The sequence below is a fragment of the Microbacterium sp. LB12 genome (genome assembly GCF_037150835.1).
GTDB lineage: Bacteria > Actinomycetota > Actinomycetes > Actinomycetales > Microbacteriaceae > Microbacterium.
Genome location: NZ_JBBCPF010000004.1, coordinates 33,945 through 56,271, shown reverse-complemented (window position 1 = coordinate 56,271; position 22,327 = coordinate 33,945). Strand labels below are relative to the sequence as shown.

Here is a 22,327-nt window from a genome sequence, read left to right as displayed (position 1 = left end):
GCGTCAGTGCCCCATCCCGATGGCTTCGGCCTGCGCCTGAGCCTCGTCGAGAGCGTCCTGGGCCGACATTCCGCCGCGGACGACCTTCTCCATCTGCTCGCCGATGACGGTGCCCACCTGGCTCCAGGTGGAGACCTTCGGCAGCGTGATACCGGTCTCGAGGCCGGCCTCGACCGTCTCCAGCAGGCGGTTGCCGGCCAGGGAGGGGTCGTCCCACGCCGACTTCACGGCCGGCATGTTCTTGAAGATGTTGAACCACTCGACCTGGCTCGACGGCTCCGACATGAAGCGGGCGAACTTCCACGCCGCGTCCTTGTTCTCGGAGTCGGAGGGCACGAACCAGCTGCCGCCGCCGACCGTGGTCGCGGCGTCGCCGTCGGGACCCACCGGCATGGTGGACAGCGACAGGTGCTCGTCGGCCCAACCGGCGCCGTTCGCGTCGTCGAACCAGCCGACGAACCACGGGCCGCCGTCGATGATCGCGGCGTTCTTGCCCGTCGAGGTCCACGAGACGGTGTCGAGGAAGGCAGGGCCGTCGGGCGAGGCCAGACCGTCCGCCATGAAGCTGGCCCAGTACTCGAGCGCCTCGACGTTCTCGGGCGAGTTGATGGTCCACTTCGACAGGTCGTCGGAGATGAACCCGCCGCCGTTCTGCTTCGCGAAGGTGAGCAGCTGGCGCGCGGTGTACGCGTCGTAGGCCGCGTACAGCGCGAGCGGGTACTCGACACCGGAGGCCTTGAGCTTCTCGCCGAACTCGCGCAGCCCGTCCCAATCCTTCGGGGCCTCGGCGCCGGCCGCCTCGGCGAGGTCGGTGCGGTAGATCACCATGTCGGCGTAGGCGTACCACGGCACACCGTAGGCGACGTCGTCGTACACCGAGTTGTCCCAGATCACGTCGAAGAAGTCGTCGGGGTCGACGAGGCCGTCGGGCACGGCGTCGAATCCCCCGGTCGAGATCAGCGACGACTGGGTCTCGGTGAAGGCGTAGATCAGGTCGGGGACGGTTCCCGCGGTGATCGCCGCGGTCATCTTCGACGCGAACTCCGCTTCCGGGATCTGTGTCATCTTGATGTCGACGTCCGGGTTGTCCTTCTTGAACTCGTCGAACATCTGGGGCAGTTCGGCGCCGTCGGCACCCTGCGTCCAGATCTCCAGCGTTCCGGTGGCCGGCTTGTCGTCGACCTTGGTGGATTCGCCGGCGCTGCCGCCGCCGCTGTCGCCGCTGCGGCCGCAACCGGTCAGCAGCAGGGCACTGGATGTGACCAGCGCGATTCCGAGCATCGTCGCCCGGCGTCGCGAAGAGGTGTGAGTGTGCATCGCGAACATCTCCTTGGTGGGTAGGGGTACTGCAGGGTCAGAGGGAAGCGGCGACCGCGCGGGCGATGCGCACCGAGAGCGTGGCTCCGGTGAGCGTCGAGTTGCACGTCAGCGCGGTCGGGATCACACCGTTGCCGGCGAGGTAGAGGTTGTCGAAGCCCCACACACGGCCATCGGTGTCGACGACGCTGGTGCCGTCGTCGGCGGTGCCCATGCGCACGGTCCCCGTGTAGTGGAGGGATGCTCCGGGAGGCTGGATCTCGCGATCCTCGGTCGGGAAGTCGCCGATCACAGCCGCGGCGGTGCGCTGCACCTCCTGCGTGCGGCGGATCTCGGCGAGGTCGGCCTCCGAGTACGAGAAGTGCACGGTCATGTGCGGCATCCCGAGGGCGTCGGTGAGCTCGTCCGAGAACTCGATGCGGTTCTCGGCGCGGATCTCGGTCGCGCAGTACCAGCCCACGCTGAGCTTGTGGCGCCCCTCGAACATGCGCTCCATGAGCTGTCCGTGGGCGGGGCGCGTGGCGCCGATCGACGGGCTCCAGAACGAGCCGATGAAGGGCTCACCCGCGGGCGGTTCGATGATGTCGGCGTCGGTCAGTCCGAAGCGTGCCGCGTCGATGTCGACCTCGCCGTCGATCGTGGCGTGCTCGTTGAGGTATGCGCCGAGGGCGGCGGGACGGATGCCGGAGGCCCACAGCAGCTGCGGCGTGCGCAGGGAGTCGCCGGCGATCAGCACCTGTGCGCCGTGCACGGTCGTCTCCTCGCCGGTGACGAGGTCGCGGTAGGCGAGGCCGGTCACGCGCGTGCCGTCGTGCTCGATCCGGTGCACGAGCACGCCGCTGGTGAGGCTCACGTTCGGCACGCTGCCGTCGAAGACGAAGGGCGCGATGTCGCGGGGGCCGGTGCGGGCGAACGGCTGGCCCACGCGGGGCATGCCACCCATCGGCATGTAGCCGAACTCGCGGGCGGGGTCGGGACTCGGAACGGCTTCGCGCAGTGCGGCGAACAGCGGCTCCTCGAACGGGTTCGTGACGCCCGCGACGAGCGGCCCGACGTAGGTGCGCAGCAGTCCGCGGGCGGTCTCGAGGTCGGCATCCCACTCGTCACGGGGCAGGAAGGCCGGGATCTCCTCGGCATACGGCCACGGGGTCGCGGCCGTCCAGTGCACGCCCATGCCGCCGATGTTCCAGGCGACGGATGCTCCGGGGAAGGCCGCGAAGTTGTGCCCGAAGAATGCCGCGGGGAACACCCCCGAGGACTCGGGGTCCCATCCGTCGCCGTCGATCTCGTTCATCGAGACGGCGTCCTTGACGTATTCGATCTGGCGGGCGCGGCGCATGAGGTCGTCGTAGGACGCGTTCATCGCGCTCTCGTCGGCCTCGACCAGGTGCTCGCCTGCGACGCCGGTGATCTCGCGGCCGGCTTCGAGCACGAGGATCGAGGCCTCCGGCACCTGCTGGTGCACCTGGTTGGCGATGATCGCACCGTTCGGCCCCGAGCCGACGATCACGAGGTCGTAGTTGTCAGTCATGTCTGTTCCTTCTGTCTGCGTTGAATCAGGAAGCGTGGTGTCGGGGTCGTTCAGGGGGCCGGGGTGTCGACCCAGCGCTCGTCTCCGGCGGCGAGCAGCACGGCCTCGGTGAGCTGGGCGGCGCGCACGCCGTCGGCGAAGGTGGGGAGCCCGTCCGGGGTCTCGCCGCGGATCGCCGCATAGGCATCGGCGACGAAGCCGTTGAAGGCGTCCTGGTAGCCCTGCGAGTGTCCGGCCGGGACGACCGAGAACCGGGCGACGCCGGGGTGGGCGGTCTGCGGGTCGCGGAACAGGTGCCGGCTTCCGTCGCGCTCGCCGACCCAGAGCTCCTCCGGGCGTTCCTGGTCGAAGCGCAGACTGGCTTGAGCACCGTGCAGTTCGAGCGTGAGGGAGTTCTTGCGTCCGGCGGCCATCTGCGAGATCAGCAGGGTGCCGATCGCACCGGATGCCATCTCGACGAGGATCGACACCGCGTCCTCGTTGGTGACGGCACGTCCGCCGCGCTCCTCGTACACGCGGCGCGTGCGGGCGGTGAGGCGGACGATCCGCTCCCCCGCGACGAATTCGAGCAGGTCGCACAGGTGCGAGCCGATGTCGGCGAAGGCGCGGGAGGGGCCGCCGTCTGCCGAGGTCACGCGCCAGTCGTCGTCGCCGGGAAGCAGCATCCAGTCCTGCAGGTAGCCGCAGTCCACGGTGAGCAGGTCGCCGATCTCACCAGCGGCGACGCGCGCCCGCGCCTCGCGCACCATCGGGTGGTAGCGGTACACGAACGGCACGGCGGCGACGATGCCGCGTTCGGCGGCTGCGTCGGCGAGCGCCCTGGCATCGTCGACGGTGGTGGCGAGCGGCTTCTCGCAGATCACGTGGATGCCCGCGGTGATCACGTCGAGAGCGAGGGCCGCGTGCGTCGCGTTGGGGGTGCACACGTGCACCACGTCCACGTCATCGGCGAGGAGCTCGGAGATGTCGGTCGCCGCGCGATCGATGCCGAGCTCGCGGGCGGCGGTGAGTGCACGGTCGAGGGAAGAGCTCGCGAGCACCGCGGTGGTCGCACCTGCGGCGCGCGCCGCGCGACTGTGCACCTGGGCCATGAATCCCCCGCCGAGGAAGCCGGATCGGATCGTTCCGACGCCGGTAGCTGTGACGTCCGTTGTCATGTCGACGATTCTGACACAGCTCGACATACTTTTGCTACATCTTCGTCAAAAGATTTTTCTCCACCGTCAGATCTCTTACCGCAGAGCGCGGAAGTCCTGTGATTTACTGACCCCTATGAGTGACGCGGAACGCATCTTCCCCAGCGCCTCCACGGGTGCCGGAGACATCTTCCAGCTGCTGCTGGATGGACAGGCGCGCACCAAGGCCGATCTCGTGCACCTCACCGGGCTCGCCCGCTCCACCGTGTCGACGCGTGTCGATGCGCTGCTCGCCACCGGGCTGCTGGTCCCGGCAGGCGAAGCCGCCTCGACCGGGGGGCGTCCACCTTCCCGTGTCGCCTTCAACCCGCGCGCGGGCCTCGTGCTCGCGGTCGATCTCGGCGCCTCCCATGCCACGGTCGCGATCGCCGACCTCGGCGGCCGCATCCTCGGCTCCACCACGCACGCGCTCGACATCGCGAGCGGACCGGAGCCGGTCCTGGATCGCATGCTCGCCGAGGCGCAGACCCTCCTCACCGAGCTGTCGACCGCAGCCACCGCGATCGTCGGCGTCGGCATCGGCGTGCCCGGACCGGTCGAGCATTCGACCGGACGCCCGTACAACCCGCCGATCATGCCGGGGTGGGACCGGTTCGACATCCCCGGCTACGTGCAGCAGACGTTCGACGTCCCGGTCCTGGTCGACAACGACGTGAACGTCCTTGCGCTCGGCGAGCAGACCACGAGCTTCCCCGACACGACCGACCTGATCTTCGTGAAGGTCGCCACCGGTATCGGCGCGGGCATCATCGCCGGCGGCCGACTGCAGCGCGGCGCACAGGGGTCGGCAGGAGACATGGGTCACGTCCGCGTGCCGCATTCGGCCGAGTCCACACACGCGGCTGACGAGGAGCGCGACCTCGAGGATCTCGCGAGCGGCAGCGCGATCGCGGCGTCGCTGCGCGCTCAGGGCATCGACGCCGAGACCAGCCGTGACGTCACCGAGCTCGTCCGCAACGGCAACACCGCCGCGATCGAGGCGCTCCGCCAGGCGGGGCGTGATGTCGGCGAGGTTCTCGCGACCGTCGTCAACCTCCTCAACCCGTCGATCGTGATCCTCGGCGGCAGCATCGCGCGCGCGGGCGAGCACCTGCTGGCCGGTGTGCGCGAAGTGGTCTACCGCCGTTCGATCCCGCTCGCCACGCAGCATCTGGCGATCGTGCAGTCCCCGACCGGCGAGCGCGCGGCCGTGCTCGGCGCCGCGATCATGGTGGCCCGTGAGGTGCTGTCTCCGGCGAACGTCGACGCCCGCGTGACGGCGACGTCGCGCGGCTGACCTCCGCCGCGGCCGGGCTAGGCTCGAACCGTGACGCTCGTAGCGCAGTCCCCGTACGTTCCGGACCCCCGAGTCCGGAAGGAGGAGCGGAGCGCATGAGCACAGGCCGGGTCGTCATCGGCGGATCCACGGGCTTCATGGGGAGCTTCCTCGTGCCGCGGCTGCGTGCCGAGGGCCGCGAGGTCGTCACGATCTCCCGGTCGGGAGCGGACATCCGCTGGGGCGATCAGGTCGCGATCGATCGCGCGGTCGACGGCGCCGCGCTGGTGATCGGGTTGGCCGGCAAGAGCGTCAACTGCCGCTACACACCGGAGAACCGGGCGGAGATCTTCCGGTCCCGGCTCGACACGACGGCGTCGCTGAGCACGGCGATCGCGCGGGCGTCGACTCCTCCCGCGCTCTGGGTGAACTCGTCGACGGCCACGATCTATCGGCACGCCGAAGACCGCCCGATGACCGAGTCCACCGGCGAGATCGGCAGCGGGTTCTCGGTCGAGGTCGCGAAGGCATGGGAGGCCGCGCTCTACGCCGAGGATCTCCCGGCGACCCGTCGCGTCGCGCTGCGCAGCACGATCGTGCTCGGTCATGGCGGCGTGCTCGCCCCGCTTCGGAATCTCGCGCGTCTCGGCCTCGGCGGCCCGCAGTACGACGGTCGATGGCCGGTGAGCGCCGCTCGCCGCGCGGCAGGGACGGGGCATGCCCCCGGGGCTCGCCGCGGTCGGCAGCGCTTCAGCTGGGTGCACATCGAAGACGTGGCCCGCATCATCGACTTCCTCGCGCGCACGCCGTCGCTCGACGGGCCGGTGAACGCGGCCTCCCCGCATCCGGTCGACAACGTCGAGTTCATGGCGACCGTCCGACAGGTGCTGGGCGCGCGTATCGGTCCGCCGATGCCGCGCTGGATGCTCGAACTCGGGGCCATCGGGATCCGCACCGAGACGGAGTTGATCCTCAAGAGCCGCTGGGTGCTGCCGGAGAAGCTGCTCGCCGCCGGCTTCGTGTTCCGTCATCCGGCACTCGAAGAGGCGATCCGCGAGTCCTTCGATCGCGAGCCGGTCGGCTAGGACGACGGACCGGGCGTTCCGCTCGTGCCGTCGCCGTCGCGGCGGCGCTTCTCGATCTCCTCGCGCAGGCGCCACTCCTCGATCTCGCGGTCGAGGTCGGCGATCTGCTGCTCGGTCGTGCGGGTGTCGGTGGGTGGAGCCGGTCGAACGTCGGTGCGCGGAGCCGTCCGCTCGGGCCGCCGCATCCTCGGGATCGCGATCCCACTCTCGCCCCATTCCCGGCCGACCGCGAACCACAGGATGCTGCCGATCAGCGGCAGCAGGATGACGACGATGATCCACACGAACTTCGGCAGGTGCTTCACGAGGGAGTTGTCCCGCGTGATGATGTCGATCAGCGCGCCGATCATCAGGGCGATGACGAGAAGCGAGAACAGGAACGACATGTGTTCAGGGTAGACGACGCCAGGGGTCGTGGCGCGGTCTACGGAAGCACATGCCCCGCTGCACGGAACAGCTCGTACCACTCGGGGCGGGTCAGCTCGATGTGAGCGCCGGCCGCGGCATCCTGCACCCGCTGCGGTGTCGTGGTGCCGAGCACGACCTGCATGCCCGCGGGGTGCCGGGTGATCCATGCGGTGGCGATGGCCAGCGGGCTCACCGCGTACGCCCCTGCGAGCCGGTCGATCACGGCGTTGAGCTCGGGATACGCGGGGTTGTCGAGGAACACCCCCTGCCCATGACCGGCCTGGAACGGCGACCAGGCCTGGATCGTGATCCCGTTGATGCGGCAGTAGTCCACGATGCCGCCGCCGTCGCGCACGACCCCCTGCTCCTGCCCCTCGATGTTCGCGGCGACCGGCTGGGCGAGGATCGGCGCGTGCGCGATCGACAGCTGCAACTGATTGGCGACCAGGGGCTGCCGCACGGCGGTGCGCAACAGGTCGATCTGACGCGGGGTGTGGTTCGAGACGCCGAACGCGCGGACCTTGCCGGAGGACTCCAGGTGGTCGAAGGCGCGGGCGACCTCGTCCGGCTCAACGAGGATGTCGGGGCGGTGCAGCAGGAGCACGTCGATCCGGTCGGTGCGCAGGGCCGCGAGCGAGCCCTCCACCTGGCCCACGATGTGCTCGTAGGAGAAGTCGTACATCCCCTGCGACGGCACGATGCCGCACTTCGTCTGGATCACGATCTCGTCGCGCTCCGAGGACGTGAGCCCCAGCGCCTCGGCGAAGCGCTCCTCGCACCGGTGCATGCCGCCGCCGTAGATGTCGGCATGGTCGAAGAAGTCGATGCCGGCCGCGCGCGCCGTCGCGTACAGCTCGCGGATGTGAGCGTCGTCCTTGTCGATGATGCGCATCATTCCGGCGACGACGGCGGGAGCAGTGGTGGATCCGAACGGTACGGTCTTCATGGCCCCACGCTACCGCGCGCACCCTCGCCATCCCTCGGCATCCCTCGGCATCCGCCGGTCGTCAGCCGTCTTCGCCGACTGCGCCGGGGAGCAGCGTGGTGACCGGCACGTCGAGAACCTCGGCGATCCGCACCAGGTCGACGATCGTGAAGTCCTCACGCCCGTCGAGCAGGTCGGCCAGCGCCTCGCCTCGGATCCCCGTCGCTTGCGCCAGTCGCGAGAAGCTGACTCCGGCGTGAACGCGCGCGCCTTCGACTTCGGATGCCAACAGATGACGCAAGACTGTCCCCATCCGTCTACAATACACCCCCACCTGTCACCCTCTAGCGTTCGCATGGACCAGAATGGCAGCATTCTGGGGTCGATCCGCTGCTATGGTGAGGCGGGTGAAGACACCTGCCGAGGAGTTCAACGACGCTGTCGGTCGCCAGTTGCGCGCGGAGATCGCCGCCTCACGGAGCAGCATCGCAGCGATGGCCCGCAGCATCAACATCGCGCGCAGCGCACTCGACAACTACGTCACGGGCAAGCGCGCGATCCCCGTCCCCGTCGTCTACGCGGTCTGCGCCACGCTGGGACTCGAACCCCACGTGCTGATCTCGCGCGCCGAGGAGCGACTCCGCGCCGACGGCGAGCCCACCGCGCGCATCACCCCGATCCGCCGCACCCCCGATGTCGCCGGCCCACGCGAAGATATCCCCGAAGTCGCCTTCGACTCCCCGGTCCGGCACGACGCCGACACGGACGACCTCTACTGAGGAGACCCATGCAGCAGCTGCTCCGCCTCGCCGAGGAGCAGAGGCTGCGTGTCATCGAACGTCCGGGACGCACGTGCGGCGGGTACGACCCCGTGGCACGCACCATCCGCCTCGCACCAGGGATGAGCGCACGCACCACCCGCAGCGTCCTGGCGCACGAACTCGGCCACGCGCGGCTCGGTCACGCTCCCACGGCGTCGGCGGCACGGCGCGAACAGCAGGAGCGCCAGGCCGACGAATGGGCTGCCGGTCTGCTGATCACCCCGCAGGCCTACGCCGACGCCGAGGAGCTGCGCGGCCCGCACCTTGCCAGCCTGGCATTCGAGCTCGACGTCACGATCGAGCTCGTCAGCGCCTACCAGCGCCTGTTGCGCCGAGGCGCTCTCGCTCGCACTGGTTGAATATCGTCATGGCCTTCCTCGTCACGCCCGCACCCGTCACTCTCTCCGGCGATCTCGTGGAGCTGCGCCCCCTCGATCGCGCGCACGTCGACGGGCTGATCGAGGCGGTGCAGGAGGGCGACCTGTGGAAGTCGGCGTGGTACACCTCGGTCCCCGCACCCGACGGAGTCGCCGCCGAGGTCGACCGACGCATCGGGCTGATCGAGAAGGGCGAGATGGTGCCGTTCACCGCGTTCGATGCGACGGGCCGCATCCTGGGGCTCACGTCGTACTACGACATCGTCGCCGACGTCCCGCGGCTGCACATCGGGTTCACGTGGAACCGTCCGTCGGCGCACGGATCCGGCACGAACGCCGAATCGAAGCTCCTGCTCCTCCGGCACGCCTTCGAGACGCTGGGGGTCTTCCGCGTCGGCCTCACCACGCAATGGGTGAACTTCCAGTCGCGCGCGGCCATCGAGCGGCTCGGCGCCAAGCAGGACGGCGTGATGCGGGCCATGAGCCGCTACCGCAACGGGGCGCTGCGCGACAGCGTCGAGTACTCCATCATCGAACCGGAGTGGCCCGCCGTGAGGGCGAACCTCGAGGCGCGACTCGCGCGACGGCGCTGAGCGGTCAGGACTGAGCGGTCGGCGTCGTCGAGACGCCGAATCGCGTCAGATCAGTCGGTGGCCTTGCCCGACCAGTTGTTCGACCGGCGGGTGGCCGTGCCGCGCTCCCGGAAGATGAACGCGAGCGAGAGGGTGACCAGCAGGAGTCCGCCGCAGAAGGCGAGCGCCTGGAACTCGGGCAGGCCGAACGACATGCCCATCACCAGGATCCCTCCGATGAAGAGGATCATGAAGAAGAGGAAGCTGAGGATCACGGGATCTCCTGTCGTCGGTGCCGTTTACCAGGATAGCCCGGACACGGAAAGCCCCTGTGCACCCCGATCATCCCGTGGTGTGCTCGGGACATGAAGAGCCCGCTCACCGCCCTCGCAATCTCGTGCACGCTGAAGCCCTCCCCTGCGGCGTCCAGTTCCGATCTGCTCGCCTCGCAGCTCCTCGATGCCCTCGCCGGGCACGGCATCACGGGCGACCTGGTCCGCGCGGTCGATCTGTCCCTTCGCCCCGGCGTCGAGAAGGACATGGGCGGGGACGACGAATGGCCACGCATCCGACGACAGGTCCTGGACGCCGACATCCTCGTGTTCGTCACGCCGACCTGGATGGGCCAGCACTCCAGCGTCGCGCAGCGCGTACTGGAACGCCTCGACGCCGAGCTCGCCGAGACCGATGCCCGCGGGCGGCCCACGCTGTTCGACAAGGTGGCGATCGCGGGCATCGTCGGAAACGAGGACGGCGCCCATCACATCGCAGCGATCCTGTTCCAGTCGCTGAACGACGTCGGCTACTCGATCCCCGCGCAGGGCTCGGTCTACTGGAACGGCGAGGCGATGCACACGACCGACTACAAAGATCTTGAGGAGACGCCGGAGAAGGTCGCTTCGGCGATCGCGACGGCCACGAGGAACGCCGCGCACCTCGCACGCTCACTCAGGGAACAGGAGTACCCGGCGGGCTCGTGAGGTCGAGAGCCCACTCGTTCATGACGAGCTCGGCGCCGCGGAACTCCTCGCCGATGGTGCCGACCAGCGCGAATCCGTTCCGACGGCACACACCGTTGGATGCCGCGTTATCGACGCCGGGGAAGGCGGTCAGGAACCGGCGAGCGTCACGGTGGGCGCGGGCGTCGTCGATGAGCAGAGCGAGTGCTGCCGACGCCACACCGCGCCCCTGAGCCTCCGGGAGAACGAACCACCCCGTCTCGAGCGCGGGCTCGTCCCGCCAGTCGACACGCCAGTGACCGATCGAACCGAGTGCGAGACCGTCGTCGTCTTCGATCACGAACGTCCGCGCCTCGCCGGATTCCAGGAGCCGGAGGTAGCGGGCGTGCCGCTCCACGATCTCCTCCTCGCTCTCGGGCCCGTTCAGATGCGCGGTCATGGCCGGGGTGTTCGCGGCGTGCAGCAGCTCGATGTCCTGCGCGGACCAGAGACGGAGTCGAAGGGATTCCATGTCCCGGATCGTCGCACGCACCACCGACGTCGGACTCGCGGTGTTGCACGATCATCGCCGGAAGGTGATCACCTCGTCACGCCGCGACTTCTCGACGGAGAGTCCGGCGAGCTCCAGCCGTCGAAAGACTCTCCTCGGCAGTGCAGGGAGCTCGGCGGAGAAGCCCGTCGGCGGCTTCGCGAGTCCGGTCACGATGGAGAGGTCCACGTCCGCGCCGGAGCGGACCTCGAGGCGCGCGTACTCGCTGCGCGAGCGCCAGCGCAGGTACTCCAGCTCGCGGAACGGCACGGTGTACACCGCGGACCCCACCCTCACGCGGATCTCGTCGTTCCCGAACGCGACAGCACACTCCTGCGTACGACGTCGCAGGAGGGCGGCGAACAGCAGGTACGCGGGAAGACCGACCACCACGCCCATCAGGATGATCGCGATGCGCGGACCGATCCGCATCACGATGTCGTCGAGGGCGATCAGCAGGGCGACACCGAACAGGCCGACGACCAACACGATCGCGACGATCATCTGGGTGAGCCTGCGCATGCGCAGTTCTATGCCGGGGAAGCGCACGATCGAACCGTCTCCGCTCTCGTCTCGCTCCCAGTCCGGGCACACGAGCGGAGGACGCTTCTTGGCGTCCCGTCGCCGGATCAGATCAGTCACGCGGCTGATGACCCCGAACCAGATCCATCCGGTCGCCGGTATCGCCGCCAGTTGCAGCACGAGGACGACCGCGCGGACCGACTCGGGCAGAGGGCCGAGCAGGGCTCCCCCGAACTCCGTCATGAACACCATCAGCGCGCCGAGCACGACGGCCACTCCGACGTGCAGCGCCGCCCCGTTCCGAGCGGGAACCATGCCCAGCGTAGTGTTCACGAACGAGAAGCCGAAGCACCACCCGCCGACGAGCATGAGCAGGAACGGGAAGAAGCTCAGGTCGTCGCCCGCGAGCGTGAATCCGAGCGCCGCGAGCAGCAGCAGAGCGCCCCAGATGGCCGGGTTCCGCACGAGCTTCCGGGTCACGGTCGCCGGGACGCGCGCGTCGGTGACGGTCTCCTCGGTCATCCCGACGAGTCTAGGCGTCGGCGGTGCTCCCGGATCGTTGCGCACCTCCGAACAACAGCTCCACGCCATCGAGATACCGGCCCTCGTCGAACCCGGGCACGAGAGCGAGCTGCAGGATGAAGCCCTGCACGAGCGAGAGCAGCACCGGCAGCAGGAGCTGCGCCTGCTGCTCGGCCTCCTGACGTCCGAGCCCACGGCTCGCCTCGAGCCAGCGGATGAGGTGAGTGCTGTGCAGATCGCGCACCTCTGCGAAGGCGGCCGCGGCGATCTGCTCGAAGTCGGGGTCACTCGCGGCCTCCCCCCACATCTGCACGATGAGCGAAGGCGTGGCGGCCTTGCCTGCGATGGAGCCGGCGATCATCCGGATCACCTGGGGCGGGCGGACGTTCGCGCTCTCGGAGAGCGCCTCGAGCTCCTGTTGGCGGCTCGCGACCTCGCGACGCATCACTGCGACCGCCAGATCCTGCTTGCCCTCGAAGTAGCCGTAGATCGCGCCGGCGGAGAGTTCCGATTCGGCGATGATCTCCGCCATGGTCGTCGCGCGTACGCCACGGCGAAGGAAGCAGGTGACGGCGGCGTCGAGAATCTGATCGCGTCGGGATTCGCGATGAGCCTCGCTGACTTTCGGCATGCTCTCATCCTCTCTGATTTCGATGCCCGGGACTTGCGGCACCCCCGTCGTCGTATTATAAAGAACGTACATTCGTTTTTTTTGAACTGAAGAGGCACCATGTCCGATTCCGCCCCCGCTCTCGCCGCATCGGGACTCCACGCACCCCACACCCCGTGGGCACGCGCCACACTCATGGGCGTCGTGCTCTCCGCCGTCGTCTGCCTGGTGGTGCTCGCATTCTCCTGGCCGAGCGCCACGGTCGACCCGAAGAACGTCCCGATCGCGATCAGCGGCCCGTCCGAGGCGCTCGCGCCCGTGGAACAGGCCCTCGAAGAGCAGGGCGACGGCGCGTTCGACCTGATCGAGGTGTCCGATCGCGCGGCAGCCGTCGAGGCGATCAAGACGCGTGAGGCGTACGGCGCGATCATCCTCGGAACCGAGCCCGAGGTGCTCACCGCGTCGGCCGCGGGATCCGCGACGTCTGCGATCATGACCCAGCTCCACGCGCAGCTGCAGACGATGGCGCAGCAGCAGGCCACCGCGGCGGCAGCCGCAGCGGGTGCCCCGACGACGCCTGTGGTGACCGTCCCGCTCACCGACATCGTGCCCCTCGTGAGCACCGACACCCGTGGCGTCGGCCTGGCATCCGCCGCGCTCCCGCTCGTGTTCGGCGGGATGATCGGCGGCATCGGCATCGTGTTCGCGGTTTCCGGAGCCTGGCGCCGGGTCACCGCCCTGGTCGTCTACGCCGCCGTCGGCGGCATGGCGATCGCCGGGATCATGCAGGGATGGTTCGGGTTCCTCGGCGGCGACTACTGGGCGAACGCGGGTGCGTTCGGGCTCACCCTGCTCGCGATGGGCGCCACGATCGTCGGCTTCGCGTCGATCTTTGGCCGCCCCGGCATCGCCGTCGGTCCGGTGCTGTTCATGCTGATCGGCAACCCGATCTCGGGCGCACAGCTTCCCAAGGAGTTCCTCGCCACGCCATGGGGTGCCGTCGGACAGTGGCTTCCGCCCGGAGCGGGCAACTCGCTGCTCCGCGACACGTCGTACTTCCCCGACGCCAATGTCACCTTCCCGATCCTCGTTCTCGCGGGGTGGGCAGTCGCCGGCCTCGTGTTGGTCGTCATCGGGCACTTCCGCGACCAGGGGAGACTCGTCGTGGAAGAGGACCCGGCCGATGCGCCTGTGACGCCGGCAGTGGCGACCGCCTGAGCCTACGGCAAAGCCCCCGGCGGGATGCTCGATCAGAGCGACCCGCCGGGGGCTTTGCCGTCGTCAGCGCATCCGCCGCCGACTCACGACACTCAGAAGTCCCAGTCGTCGTCTTCCGTGGCCTCGGCCTTGCCGATGACGTACGACGAGCCCGACCCCGAGAAGAAGTCGTGGTTCTCGTCCGCGTTCGGCGACAGCGCCGACAGGATCGCCGGGTTCACGTTGGTGACGCTGGAGGGGAACATCGCCTCGTAGCCCAGGTTCATGAGGGCCTTGTTGGCGTTGTAGTGCAGGAACTTCTTGACGTCTTCGGTCAGACCGACGCCGTCGTAGAGGTCCTGCGTGTACTGCACCTCGTTGTCGTAGAGCTCGTACAGCAGCGAGAAGGTGTAGTCCTTCAGCTCGTCGCGGCGCGCCTGATCCGCCGTCTCCAGGCCGCGCTGGAACTTGTAGCCGATGTAGTACCCGTGCACGGCCTCGTCACGGATGATGAGGCGGATCAGGTCAGCCGTGTTCGTCAGCTTCGCCTTCGACGACCAGTAGATCGGCAGGTAGAACCCCGAGTAGAACAGGAACGACTCCAGCAGGGTGGAGGCGACCTTGCGCTTGAGCGGGTCATCGCCCTGGTAGTAGTCCATGATGATCTGAGCCTTCTTCTGAAGGTTCGGGTTCTCGGTGGACCAGCGGAACGCCTCATCGATCTCCTTCGTCGACGCGAGCGTCGAGAAGATCGAGGAGTAGCTCTTCGCGTGCACCGACTCCATGAACGCGATGTTCGTGTACACGGCCTCTTCGTGCGGCGTGATCGCGTCGGGGATCAGCGACACCGCGCCCACGGTGCCCTGGATCGTGTCGAGCAGGGTCAGACCGGTGAACACCCGCATGGTGAGCAGCTGCTCGTCGGGGGTGAGCGTGTTCCACGACTGCACGTCGTTCGACAGCGGCACCTTCTCCGGCAGCCAGAAGTTGTTCACCAGACGGTTCCAGACCTCGAGGTCCTTGTCGTCCTGGATGCGGTTCCAGTTGATGGCCTGGACGCTGGACACCAGCTTGAGTCTTTCGGGAGTCATTGTTCTTCGTCGTTTCTCGGTATCAGATGCGTTCGCGGGTCAGCGGGTCAGAGCATGCACGAGACGCACTCGGCCATGTCGGTGCCCTCGAGCGCCAGCTGACGCAGACGGATGTAGTAGATCGTCTTGATGCCCTTGCGCCATGCGTAGATCTGCGCCTTGTTGATGTCGCGCGTGGTGGCGGTGTCCTTGAAGAACAGCGTCAGCGACAGACCCTGGTCGACGTGCTGGGTGGCTGCCGCGTAGGTGTCGATGACCTTCTCGTAGCCGATCTCGTACGCGTCCTGGTAGTACTCCAGGTTGTCGTTCGTCATGAACGCCGCCGGGTAGTAGACGCGACCGAGCTTGCCTTCCTTGCGGATCTCGATCTTCGACGCGATCGGGTGGATCGACGACGTCGAGTTGTTGATGTACGAGATCGAGCCGGTCGGCGGCACCGCCTGCAGGTTCTGGTTGTAGATGCCGTGCTTCTGGATCGACGCCTTCAGCTCGGCCCAGTCATCCTGCGTCGGGATGTGCTTGCCGGCGAACAGCTCCTTGACCTTCTCGGTCGCGGGAACCCAGGCCTGGTCGATGTACTTGTCGAAGAACTCCCCCGACGCGTACTTCGAGTCCTCGAACCCGTCGAACGTCGTGCCGCGCTCGATGGCGAGGTTGTTCGACGCGCGCAGCGCGTGGAACAGCACCGTGTAGAAGTAGATGTTCGTGAAGTCGATGCCCTCTTCCGACCCGTAGTACACGTGCTCGCGAGCGAGGTAGCCGTGCAGGTTCATCTGGCCGAGGCCGATCGCGTGGGAGCGGTCGTTGCCGTCCTCGATCGAGCGCACCGAGCCGATGTGGCTCTGGTCGCTCACCGCGGTGAGGGCGCGGATCGCCGTCTCGACGGTCTGGCCGAGGTCGTCGGCGTCCATCGACAGCGCGATGTTCATCGACCCGAGGTTGCAGGAGATGTCCTTGCCGATGTTGTCGTACGACAGGTCGTCGTTGTACGTGGTCGGCGTGTTCACCTGCAGGATCTCACTGCAGAGGTTGGACATGTTGATGCGACCCTTGATCGGGTTGGCCTTGTTCACCGTGTCTTCGAACATGACGTACGGGTAGCCGGACTCGAACTGGATCTCGGCGACCGTCTGGAAGAACTCGCGCGCGTTGATCTTGGTCTTCTTGATGCGCGAGTCGTCGACCATCTCGCGGTACTTCTCGGTGACCGAGATGTCGCCGAACGGCACGCCGTAGACCTTCTCGACGTCGTAGGGCGAGAACAGGTACATGTCCTCGTCGTTCTTGGCGAGCTCGAACGTGATGTCCGGCACGACGACACCCAGCGACAGGGTCTTGATGCGAATCTTCTCGTCGGCGTTCTCGCGCTTGGTGTCGAGGAACCGCATGATGTCGGGGTGGTGCGCATTGAGGTACACCGCGCCGGCGCCCTGACGCGCGCCGAGCTGGTTGGCGTAACTGAAGCTGTCTTCGAGGAGCTTCATCACGGGGATGATGCCCGAGGACTGGTTCTCGATCTGCTTGATGGGCGCACCCGACTCGCGGATGTTCGAGAGCAGCAGAGCGACACCGCCGCCGCGCTTGGAGAGCTGCAGCGCGGAGTTGATGCCGCGGGCGATCGACTCCATGTTGTCTTCGATGCGCAGCAGGAAGCAGCTGACGAGCTCGCCGCGCTGCGCCTTGCCGGCGTTGAGGAACGTCGGGGTGGCCGGCTGGAAGCGGCCGGAGATGATCTCCTCGACGAGGTTCACGGCGAGCTTCTCGTCGCCGTCGGCCAGACCGAGGGCGGTCATGACGACGCGGTCCTCGAAGCGCTCGAGGTAGCGCTTGCCGTCGAACGTCTTGAGCGTGTAGCTCGTGTAGTACTTGAACGCGCCGAGGAACGTCTCGAAGCGGAACTTCTTGCCGTACGCGAGATCGTTGAGCTTCTGGATGAACTCCATCGAGTACTTCTCGATGACCGCGCCCTCGTAGTACTCCTTCTCCACGAGGTAGTCCAGGCGCTCCTTGAGCGAGTGGAAGAACACCGTGTTCTGGTTCACGTGCTGCAGGAAGTACTCCCGCGCTGCCCGCTTGTCGGCGTCGAACTGGATCTTGCCGTTCGCGTCGTACAGGTTGAGCATCGCGTTCAGCGCGTGATAGTCGAGCCCCTCATATGCCGGGTTCGCCTTGAATGCCACTGTCTCAGTCACTGGAGCTGCCACCGTCGTTCCAATCCGTCGCTCACGCGATCCACATCGTCTTGTGTGCCGAAGATCTCGAGCCGATACAAGTGAGGCACGTGGCACTTGCGGCTGATGATGTCGCCGGCGAGGCAGAACGCCTCGCCGAAGTTGGTGTTTCCCGCGGAGATCACTCCCCTGATGTGACGCCGGTTGCGCTCGTCGTTGAGAAACCGGATCACCTGCTTGGGAACGGCGCCCTTCTCGACGCCTCGTCCGACTCCCCCGCCATAGGTCGGGGTGACCAGCACGAAGGGCTCGTCGATGACGAGGTCTTCGTCTTTTCGGGTGAGGGGGATGCGTCGAGCCGGAAGCCCGAGCTTCTCGATGAATCGCGCGGTGTTACCCGAGACGCTCGAGAAGTAGACCAGGAGCGGCGCTGCGGTCGCGACGGCGCTCATGGTGTGTCACGCCAGGCGGGTGGCGAGCTCGTCGATCTTGTCGGGACGGAAGCCCGACCAGTGACCCTCGTCGGTGACGACGACGGGCGCCTGCATGTAGCCGAGCGACTTCACGTGCTCGAGAGCCGTCGGGTCCTCGGACAGGTCGAGGATCTCGTACTCGATGCCCTTGGCATCCAGGGCACGGTAGGTGGCGTTGCACTGAACGCAGGAAGGCTTGGTGTAGACCGTGATCGACATCGTTTCGTAACCCCTCAAATCTCTGGCCTGCGTGTCTCGTCAGGCGTTTTCCCGGTAGACCCCTGCCGGGACTTCAATACTACATATGGGGACCGACATTGGGGGCGACCACAAGGGGTAGTAGTTACATCCGTGTAGTTATCCACCGTTCTCCACGGGTACAACACAGGTTCTCCACCGTTTCTTCCACAGGCGAAGCCCCTCCCGAAGAGCACTCGAACCGCGGGAAATCGCGGCTGGGAAGCCCCTGTGAGCGATCCATCCACAGGGGGCACGGTACGCCCAGCTTCCGACATTCGGATTCCTGTGGAAATCGTCCTTCGGCGTGTCGCGGGCGTGTCGCGGATCGCCCCCTTCGACGAGCGGACCCGCCGCCCGGTACCGTTGCCTGGTGGCGGGATATCGGGATCTTCTTCGCACGCCCGGAGTGGCGCGCATGATCGCTGCTCAGCTGACCGCGCGATTCCCCAACGGGATGATGTCGCTGGCCATCCTGCTGCACGTCGAGCAGCAGACCGGGTCGTACGGATCCGCCGGGCTCGTGCTCGCCGCGACCAGCGTGGGACAGGCCGTGGCCGGTCCCATCACGAGCCGCTGGATGGGCGTGTGGGGCATGCGCCGCGTGATCACCCTCACCCTGTCGGTGTGCGTGCTGGCCGTGCTGTGCCTCGCCACGCTTCCGCTCAACGTGCCGGGCTACATGGCGCTGGGCATGATCGCCGGACTCTCCACCCCGCCGATCCAGGCCGCGGTGCGCACCATCTACCCCAAGCTCGTGAACTCCTCGCAGCTCACTCCGCTGTTCTCCCTGGATGCCTCGCTGCAGGAGATCATCTGGATCCTCGCCCCGGTCGTGATCACGCTCGTCTCGACGCAGATCGGCACCACAGAGGGACTCCTGCTGGTGGCGATCATCCTCGTGCTGGGCGGCACGTGGTTCATCCTCTCCCCGGAGGTCGGCCGTGTGCGCATCCCGCGCAGCCGCAACGCGCTCGGCAAGGTCGTGCTCAAACCGCCGGTCCTGCTCGCCACCGTGATCGGCTTCCTGCTCATCGGGGCCTGCGCCGCGGTCGAGGTGGGCGTCGTCGCGACGTTCGAGCACGGCAGCCTGGCCGCCGGGCTCGTGCTGGCCGTGTTCTCGGTCGGCAGCCTGGCGGGCGGTCTGGCGTTCGGTCACATCCCGATCGGCCCCTGGGCCATGGCCCGCCGCCTGCTGATCGTCACCATCGGACTCGGCCTCACGATGGTCATGCTCAACGTCTTCTGGCTCGGCGGCACACTGATCCTCGCCGGCATCGGCATCGCCCCCGCCCTCGCCGTGCTGTTCGCGATCACCTCGGCGAGCGTGAAGTTCAGCGAGACCGCCGAGGCGTTCGGCTGGGCCGGTACCGGCCAGCTCATCGGCGCCGCCGCCGGATCTGCCGTCGCCGGGTTCCTCGTCGACGTCAGCGACTGGCGCGGTGCCTACCTCGCCGCCACGATCTTCGCCGCGGTCGGCCTGATCGTCTCCGTCGTCTTCGTCCGTTCCTTCCCCGACCTGCGTCACCGCGACGCGAGCCCCCATCCCGACACCGAGCCCCTGGCGGTCACCCCTTCATGAGCACTTCCCCCTCCTCTCTCTCTGCTCCGGCCATCGTGTGCGTCGGCGAGTCGATGGCGCTGGTCACCCCCACCGGCGCCGGTCTCGCCGAAGCGGACACCGCGACGATCACCCACGCCGGCGCCGAGGCGAACGTGGCGGTCGGCGTCGCGCTGGCCGGACACCGGGCCGTCTGGGCCTCGCGGCTCGGGCAGGATCCCCTCGGCACCCGGCTCGCCACCGAGCTCGAACGCCGCGGCGTGGAGCTGTGGGTCGAGCGGGATGACACCGCGCCCACCGGCGTCATGTTCAAGGACCCCGGCGTCGAATCGTCGGCGGTCTACTACTACCGCCGCGGATCGGCGGCATCCCGCATGGAACCGGGATTCCTCGGCGCCGCTCATCTCGACGGCGTGCGCATCGTGCACACCACCGGCATCACGCCCGCCCTGTCGGAGACGTGCCTCGCGATGGTGGAGCGACTGTATGACGACGCCCGCGCGGCCGGCGCCCTGGTGTCGTTCGACGTGAACGACCGCCGTGCCCTCTGGAGCCCCGAGGAGGCGGCTCGGACCCTCGCCCGCCTCGCGGATGCCGCCGACATCGCGTTCGTCGGCCGTGACGAGGCCGAGCGGATCTGGGGCACCGTGACCCCCGCGCAGATCCGTGCGTTCCTTCCTCACTGCGCACTGCTGATCGTCAAGGACGGCGACATCGGCGCGACCGCCTTCGACGGAGACGCCGAGCCCGTGTTCGTGCCGGCGCCCGTCGTCGAGGTCGTCGAACCCGTCGGAGCAGGTGACGCCTTCGCGTCCGGTTTCCTCGCGGCGACGCTGGAGGGGGCCGACCTCGCCGCCCGCCTCTCCGCGGGCCACGCCGCCGCGGAGCGCGTGCTGACGATCGCCGCCGACCTGCCGCCGCTCGACTGAATCGAACTCTCGATCCGGGAGCACGGAGCCCCCGACTCCCGCGGTCGTAGGCTGGTGCAATGGCCGCACCGCTCACCCTGCCCCGCATCGCGTGGGGGTCTCCCACCGCCGCTCGACGCGCCCTCCTGGTCCATGGGCTCGGCTCCTCCGCCGCCCTGATGTGGCGTCTCGGCGACGCTCTCGCCGCGGCGGGCTGGCATGCGACGGCGGTCGACCTGCGTGGCCACGGCGACGCCCCGCGATCGCTGGACTACTCCGTCGGCGCGTACGGTGCCGACCTCATCGACACGCGTCCCGCCGACGGCGACGCGTGGGACGCGGTCGTCGGGCACTCCCTGGGCGGGGCATCCGCCACCGTGGCCGCGGCATCGGCACCGGAGTGGACCCGGCGGCTCGTGCTCATCGACCCCGCGATCCACGTCGACGGCCGGGACGCGTCGATCGTGCGCAAGAGCCAGGAGCGCGCGTTCGCCGACACCAGGCTCGAGGTCGTGCAGGAGGAGCATCCGCACTGGCACCCGCAGGATCAGGAGCTCAAGGTGGATGCCGTGCTGCGCGCGAGCGCCTGGGCGGTGGAGCAGACCAGCGCGCAGAATCAGCCGTGGGATGTGCGTGCCGACGCCGCCCGCCTCGCGGTCCCCACGCACGTGATCGGTGCCGACCCCAGCGTCTACAGCATCTTCACGGGCGACCTCGCCGAAGAGGTGCTCGCCGCGAACCCGCGGATCACGATGTCGGTGGTCGAGGGCGCCGGGCACTCCCTGCACCGCGATCGCCCGGAGGAATCGATCCGACAGCTTCTGGAGGCCCTGGCATGAGCGGCTTCGATCCGTCCGCATACCTTCCCGACGACCTGCTCGCGCGCATCCGCGAGCGCGCGCCGATCCACGACCGCGAGAACACGTTCCCGCAGCAGGATCTCGACGAACTGCGTGCCGCGGGCTACCTGTCGATCCTGGTCCCGACCGAGCGTGGCGGCGCGGGACTCGGACTCGCCGAGGCCGCGATCCTGCAGCAGCGCCTGGCCGGAGCTGCCCCCGCGACCGCCCTCGCGATCAACATGCACCTGGTGTGGACCGGCGTCGCGAAGGTCTTCTCCGACCGCGGGGTTCCCGGCCTCGAGTTCGTGCAGGACGGGGCTGTCGCCGGCGAGGTGTTCGCGTTCGGGATCAGCGAGGGTGGCAACGACCTCGTGCTGTTCGGCAGCGATACCGCCGCCGTACCCGACGCCGACGGCGGCTACGCGTTCACCGGCACGAAGATCTTCACCTCGCTCGCCCCGGTCTGGACGCGACTCGGCCTGCACGGGCTCGACACCACCAGCGCGGATGCCCCCAAACTCGTGTTCGCGTTCATCGAGCGGACGGACGCCGTCACCACCTCCGATGACTGGGACACGCTCGGCATGCGGGCGACGCAGAGCAGGACCACCCGCCTCGACGGCGCCACGGCGGACGCGGCCCACGTGGTGCGGCGCATCGACCCCGGCCCCAGCCCCGACCCGATCGTGTTCGGCATCTTCTCCGTGTTCGAGATCCTGCTCGCCTCCGTCTACACCGGCATCGCCCGGCGCGCCCTGGAGCTCTCGGTCGCGACGGCGCAGAAGCGGCACTCCAAGAAGACCGGCCTGGCATACAGCCAGGACCCCGACATCCGGTGGCGCATCGCCGACATGGCCATCGCCTACGACGCGCTGCCCCCGCAGATCGCCGTGCTCGCCCGCGACGTCGACGACCGGGTCGACCACGGGGCCCGGTGGTTCCCGCAGTTGTCGGGTGTCAAGCACCGGGCGATCACCATGGCCAAGCACGTCGTCGACCAGGCGATGCTCGTCGCCGGCGGCGGCTCGTACTTCTCCGCCAACGAGCTGTCCCGGCTCTACCGCGACGTGCTGGCGGGAGCTTTCCACCCCTCCGACCCCGAATCCGCGCACTCCACCGCGGCGAGCGCCTGGCTGGGACCGCTCGACTCCTGATCACTTTCGTACTGATTCCGCTGGTCGAATCGCTCGATTCTGCGAGATCGGTTGCTGAGAGCGC

25 protein-coding genes are annotated in these 22,327 nt (G+C 68.1%); 11 read left to right on the top strand and 14 right to left on the bottom strand.

What is annotated here, in order from left to right; all coding sequences use genetic code 11:
• Window positions 1-3 precede the first annotated feature (3 nt).
• From WFM69_RS08900 to WFM69_RS08890, 3 genes are read right to left on the bottom strand one after another with little or no spacing between them, the layout of a single operon-like run.
• Window positions 4-1,317 (bottom strand): sugar ABC transporter substrate-binding protein, encoded by a 1,314-nt coding sequence (locus tag WFM69_RS08900; protein ID WP_337003768.1) that lies wholly within the window; start codon window positions 1,315-1,317, stop codon window positions 4-6.
• A 37-nt stretch (window positions 1,318-1,354) separates the two neighbouring features.
• A complete protein-coding gene (locus WFM69_RS08895) occupies window positions 1,355-2,848 on the bottom strand; it encodes a GMC oxidoreductase (RefSeq protein WP_337003767.1) in 1,494 nt (497 codons plus the stop codon).
• A gap of 50 nt (window positions 2,849-2,898) precedes the next feature.
• On the bottom strand, window positions 2,899-4,005 hold the full coding sequence (locus WFM69_RS08890; RefSeq protein ID WP_337003765.1) for a Gfo/Idh/MocA family protein: 1,107 nt from the start codon (window positions 4,003-4,005) through the stop codon (window positions 2,899-2,901).
• 115 nt (window positions 4,006-4,120) lie between these two features.
• On the opposite strand from WFM69_RS08890, the gene WFM69_RS08885 reads away from it, so the two are divergent.
• Both WFM69_RS08885 and WFM69_RS08880 read left to right on the top strand, forming a co-directional pair.
• On the top strand, window positions 4,121-5,320 hold the full coding sequence (locus WFM69_RS08885; protein ID WP_337003763.1) for an ROK family protein: 1,200 nt from the start codon (window positions 4,121-4,123) through the stop codon (window positions 5,318-5,320).
• A 95-nt stretch (window positions 5,321-5,415) separates the two neighbouring features.
• Window positions 5,416-6,384, top strand: coding sequence for an epimerase (locus WFM69_RS08880; protein ID WP_337003760.1), 969 nt, complete (start codon window positions 5,416-5,418; stop codon window positions 6,382-6,384).
• Here WFM69_RS08880 and WFM69_RS08875 read toward each other — a convergent pair.
• The 3 genes from WFM69_RS08875 to WFM69_RS08865 all read right to left on the bottom strand — a co-directional run bounded on the left by WFM69_RS08875 (window position 6,381) and on the right by WFM69_RS08865 (window position 8,030).
• Entirely contained in the window at window positions 6,381-6,770 is a 390-nt protein-coding gene (locus WFM69_RS08875; protein ID WP_337003758.1) for a PLDc N-terminal domain-containing protein, read from the bottom strand. The genes WFM69_RS08880 and WFM69_RS08875 overlap by 4 nt on opposite strands.
• A 38-nt stretch (window positions 6,771-6,808) precedes the next feature.
• Window positions 6,809-7,738, bottom strand: coding sequence for an aldo/keto reductase (locus WFM69_RS08870; RefSeq protein ID WP_337003755.1), 930 nt, complete (start codon window positions 7,736-7,738; stop codon window positions 6,809-6,811).
• Window positions 7,739-7,799: 61 nt separating this feature from the next.
• Complete coding sequence (locus WFM69_RS08865; RefSeq protein ID WP_337003754.1) at window positions 7,800-8,030, bottom strand: helix-turn-helix domain-containing protein; 231 nt, start codon at window positions 8,028-8,030, stop codon at window positions 7,800-7,802.
• Window positions 8,031-8,124: 94 nt separating this feature from the next.
• On the opposite strand from WFM69_RS08865, the gene WFM69_RS08860 reads away from it, so the two are divergent.
• Genes WFM69_RS08860 through WFM69_RS08850 form a run of 3 tightly spaced genes read left to right on the top strand, consistent with a single transcriptional unit; the run spans window position 8,125 to window position 9,508 of the window.
• Complete coding sequence (locus tag WFM69_RS08860) at window positions 8,125-8,496, top strand: helix-turn-helix domain-containing protein (protein ID WP_337003753.1); 372 nt, start codon at window positions 8,125-8,127, stop codon at window positions 8,494-8,496.
• 8 nt (window positions 8,497-8,504) lie between these two features.
• Window positions 8,505-8,897 (top strand): ImmA/IrrE family metallo-endopeptidase, encoded by a 393-nt coding sequence (locus tag WFM69_RS08855; RefSeq protein ID WP_337003752.1) that lies wholly within the window; start codon window positions 8,505-8,507, stop codon window positions 8,895-8,897.
• 8 nt (window positions 8,898-8,905) lie between these two features.
• Entirely contained in the window at window positions 8,906-9,508 is a 603-nt protein-coding gene (locus WFM69_RS08850; protein WP_337003751.1) for a GNAT family N-acetyltransferase, read from the top strand.
• Between the two features lie 50 nt (window positions 9,509-9,558).
• On the opposite strand, the gene WFM69_RS08845 is transcribed toward WFM69_RS08850, so the two are convergent.
• Window positions 9,559-9,762 (bottom strand): hypothetical protein, encoded by a 204-nt coding sequence (locus WFM69_RS08845; protein ID WP_337003749.1) that lies wholly within the window; start codon window positions 9,760-9,762, stop codon window positions 9,559-9,561.
• 90 nt (window positions 9,763-9,852) lie between these two features.
• On the opposite strand from WFM69_RS08845, the gene WFM69_RS08840 reads away from it, so the two are divergent.
• On the top strand, window positions 9,853-10,467 hold the full coding sequence (locus WFM69_RS08840; protein WP_337003747.1) for a flavodoxin family protein: 615 nt from the start codon (window positions 9,853-9,855) through the stop codon (window positions 10,465-10,467).
• Here the strand turns inward: WFM69_RS08840 and WFM69_RS08835 are convergent.
• Genes WFM69_RS08835 through WFM69_RS08825 form a run of 3 tightly spaced genes read right to left on the bottom strand, consistent with a single transcriptional unit; the run spans window position 10,436 to window position 12,650 of the window.
• Complete coding sequence (locus WFM69_RS08835) at window positions 10,436-10,957, bottom strand: GNAT family N-acetyltransferase (RefSeq protein ID WP_337003745.1); 522 nt, start codon at window positions 10,955-10,957, stop codon at window positions 10,436-10,438. The two genes, WFM69_RS08840 and WFM69_RS08835, sit on opposite strands and share 32 nt — an antisense overlap.
• Before the next feature lie 51 nt (window positions 10,958-11,008).
• On the bottom strand, window positions 11,009-12,019 hold the full coding sequence (locus WFM69_RS08830; RefSeq protein WP_337003743.1) for a hypothetical protein: 1,011 nt from the start codon (window positions 12,017-12,019) through the stop codon (window positions 11,009-11,011).
• 10 nt (window positions 12,020-12,029) lie between these two features.
• On the bottom strand, window positions 12,030-12,650 hold the full coding sequence (locus WFM69_RS08825) for a TetR/AcrR family transcriptional regulator (protein WP_337003741.1): 621 nt from the start codon (window positions 12,648-12,650) through the stop codon (window positions 12,030-12,032).
• Between the two features lie 99 nt (window positions 12,651-12,749).
• Here WFM69_RS08825 and WFM69_RS08820 point away from each other — a divergent pair, with 99 nt between their 5' ends.
• Window positions 12,750-13,847: an ABC transporter permease gene (locus WFM69_RS08820; RefSeq protein ID WP_337003739.1), complete on the top strand. Its 1,098-nt coding sequence runs from the start codon at window positions 12,750-12,752 to the stop codon at window positions 13,845-13,847.
• Window positions 13,848-13,939: 92 nt separating this feature from the next.
• Here the strand turns inward: WFM69_RS08820 and nrdF are convergent, their stop codons facing one another.
• From nrdF to nrdH, 4 genes are read right to left on the bottom strand one after another with little or no spacing between them, the layout of a single operon-like run.
• Complete coding sequence (gene nrdF / locus WFM69_RS08815; RefSeq protein ID WP_337003737.1) at window positions 13,940-14,917, bottom strand: class 1b ribonucleoside-diphosphate reductase subunit beta; 978 nt, start codon at window positions 14,915-14,917, stop codon at window positions 13,940-13,942.
• 47 nt (window positions 14,918-14,964) lie between these two features.
• Entirely contained in the window at window positions 14,965-17,109 is a 2,145-nt protein-coding gene (gene nrdE, locus WFM69_RS08810; RefSeq protein WP_337003735.1) for a class 1b ribonucleoside-diphosphate reductase subunit alpha, read from the bottom strand.
• On the bottom strand, window positions 17,106-17,540 hold the full coding sequence (gene nrdI / locus WFM69_RS08805) for a class Ib ribonucleoside-diphosphate reductase assembly flavoprotein NrdI (RefSeq protein ID WP_337003733.1): 435 nt from the start codon (window positions 17,538-17,540) through the stop codon (window positions 17,106-17,108). Before nrdI ends, nrdE begins: the two co-directional genes overlap by 4 nt.
• Before the next feature lie 6 nt (window positions 17,541-17,546).
• Window positions 17,547-17,780, bottom strand: coding sequence for a glutaredoxin-like protein NrdH (gene nrdH, locus WFM69_RS08800; protein ID WP_337003730.1), 234 nt, complete (start codon window positions 17,778-17,780; stop codon window positions 17,547-17,549).
• A 436-nt stretch (window positions 17,781-18,216) separates the two neighbouring features.
• Here nrdH and WFM69_RS08795 point away from each other — a divergent pair, with 436 nt between their 5' ends.
• The 4 genes from WFM69_RS08795 to WFM69_RS08780 are packed head-to-tail and all read left to right on the top strand — an operon-like array spanning window position 18,217 to window position 22,263.
• Window positions 18,217-19,380, top strand: coding sequence for an MFS transporter (locus WFM69_RS08795; protein WP_337003728.1), 1,164 nt, complete (start codon window positions 18,217-18,219; stop codon window positions 19,378-19,380).
• Window positions 19,377-20,288, top strand: coding sequence for a sugar kinase (locus WFM69_RS08790; protein WP_337003726.1), 912 nt, complete (start codon window positions 19,377-19,379; stop codon window positions 20,286-20,288). The genes WFM69_RS08795 and WFM69_RS08790 overlap by 4 nt, the downstream gene beginning before the upstream one ends.
• Window positions 20,289-20,347: 59 nt before the next feature.
• Window positions 20,348-21,106, top strand: a complete 759-nt coding sequence (locus tag WFM69_RS08785) for an alpha/beta fold hydrolase (RefSeq protein ID WP_337003724.1) — start codon at window positions 20,348-20,350, stop codon at window positions 21,104-21,106.
• On the top strand, window positions 21,103-22,263 hold the full coding sequence (locus WFM69_RS08780) for an acyl-CoA dehydrogenase family protein (protein ID WP_337003722.1): 1,161 nt from the start codon (window positions 21,103-21,105) through the stop codon (window positions 22,261-22,263). The genes WFM69_RS08785 and WFM69_RS08780 overlap by 4 nt, the downstream gene beginning before the upstream one ends.
• The last annotated feature ends 64 nt before the right edge of the window (window positions 22,264-22,327 follow it).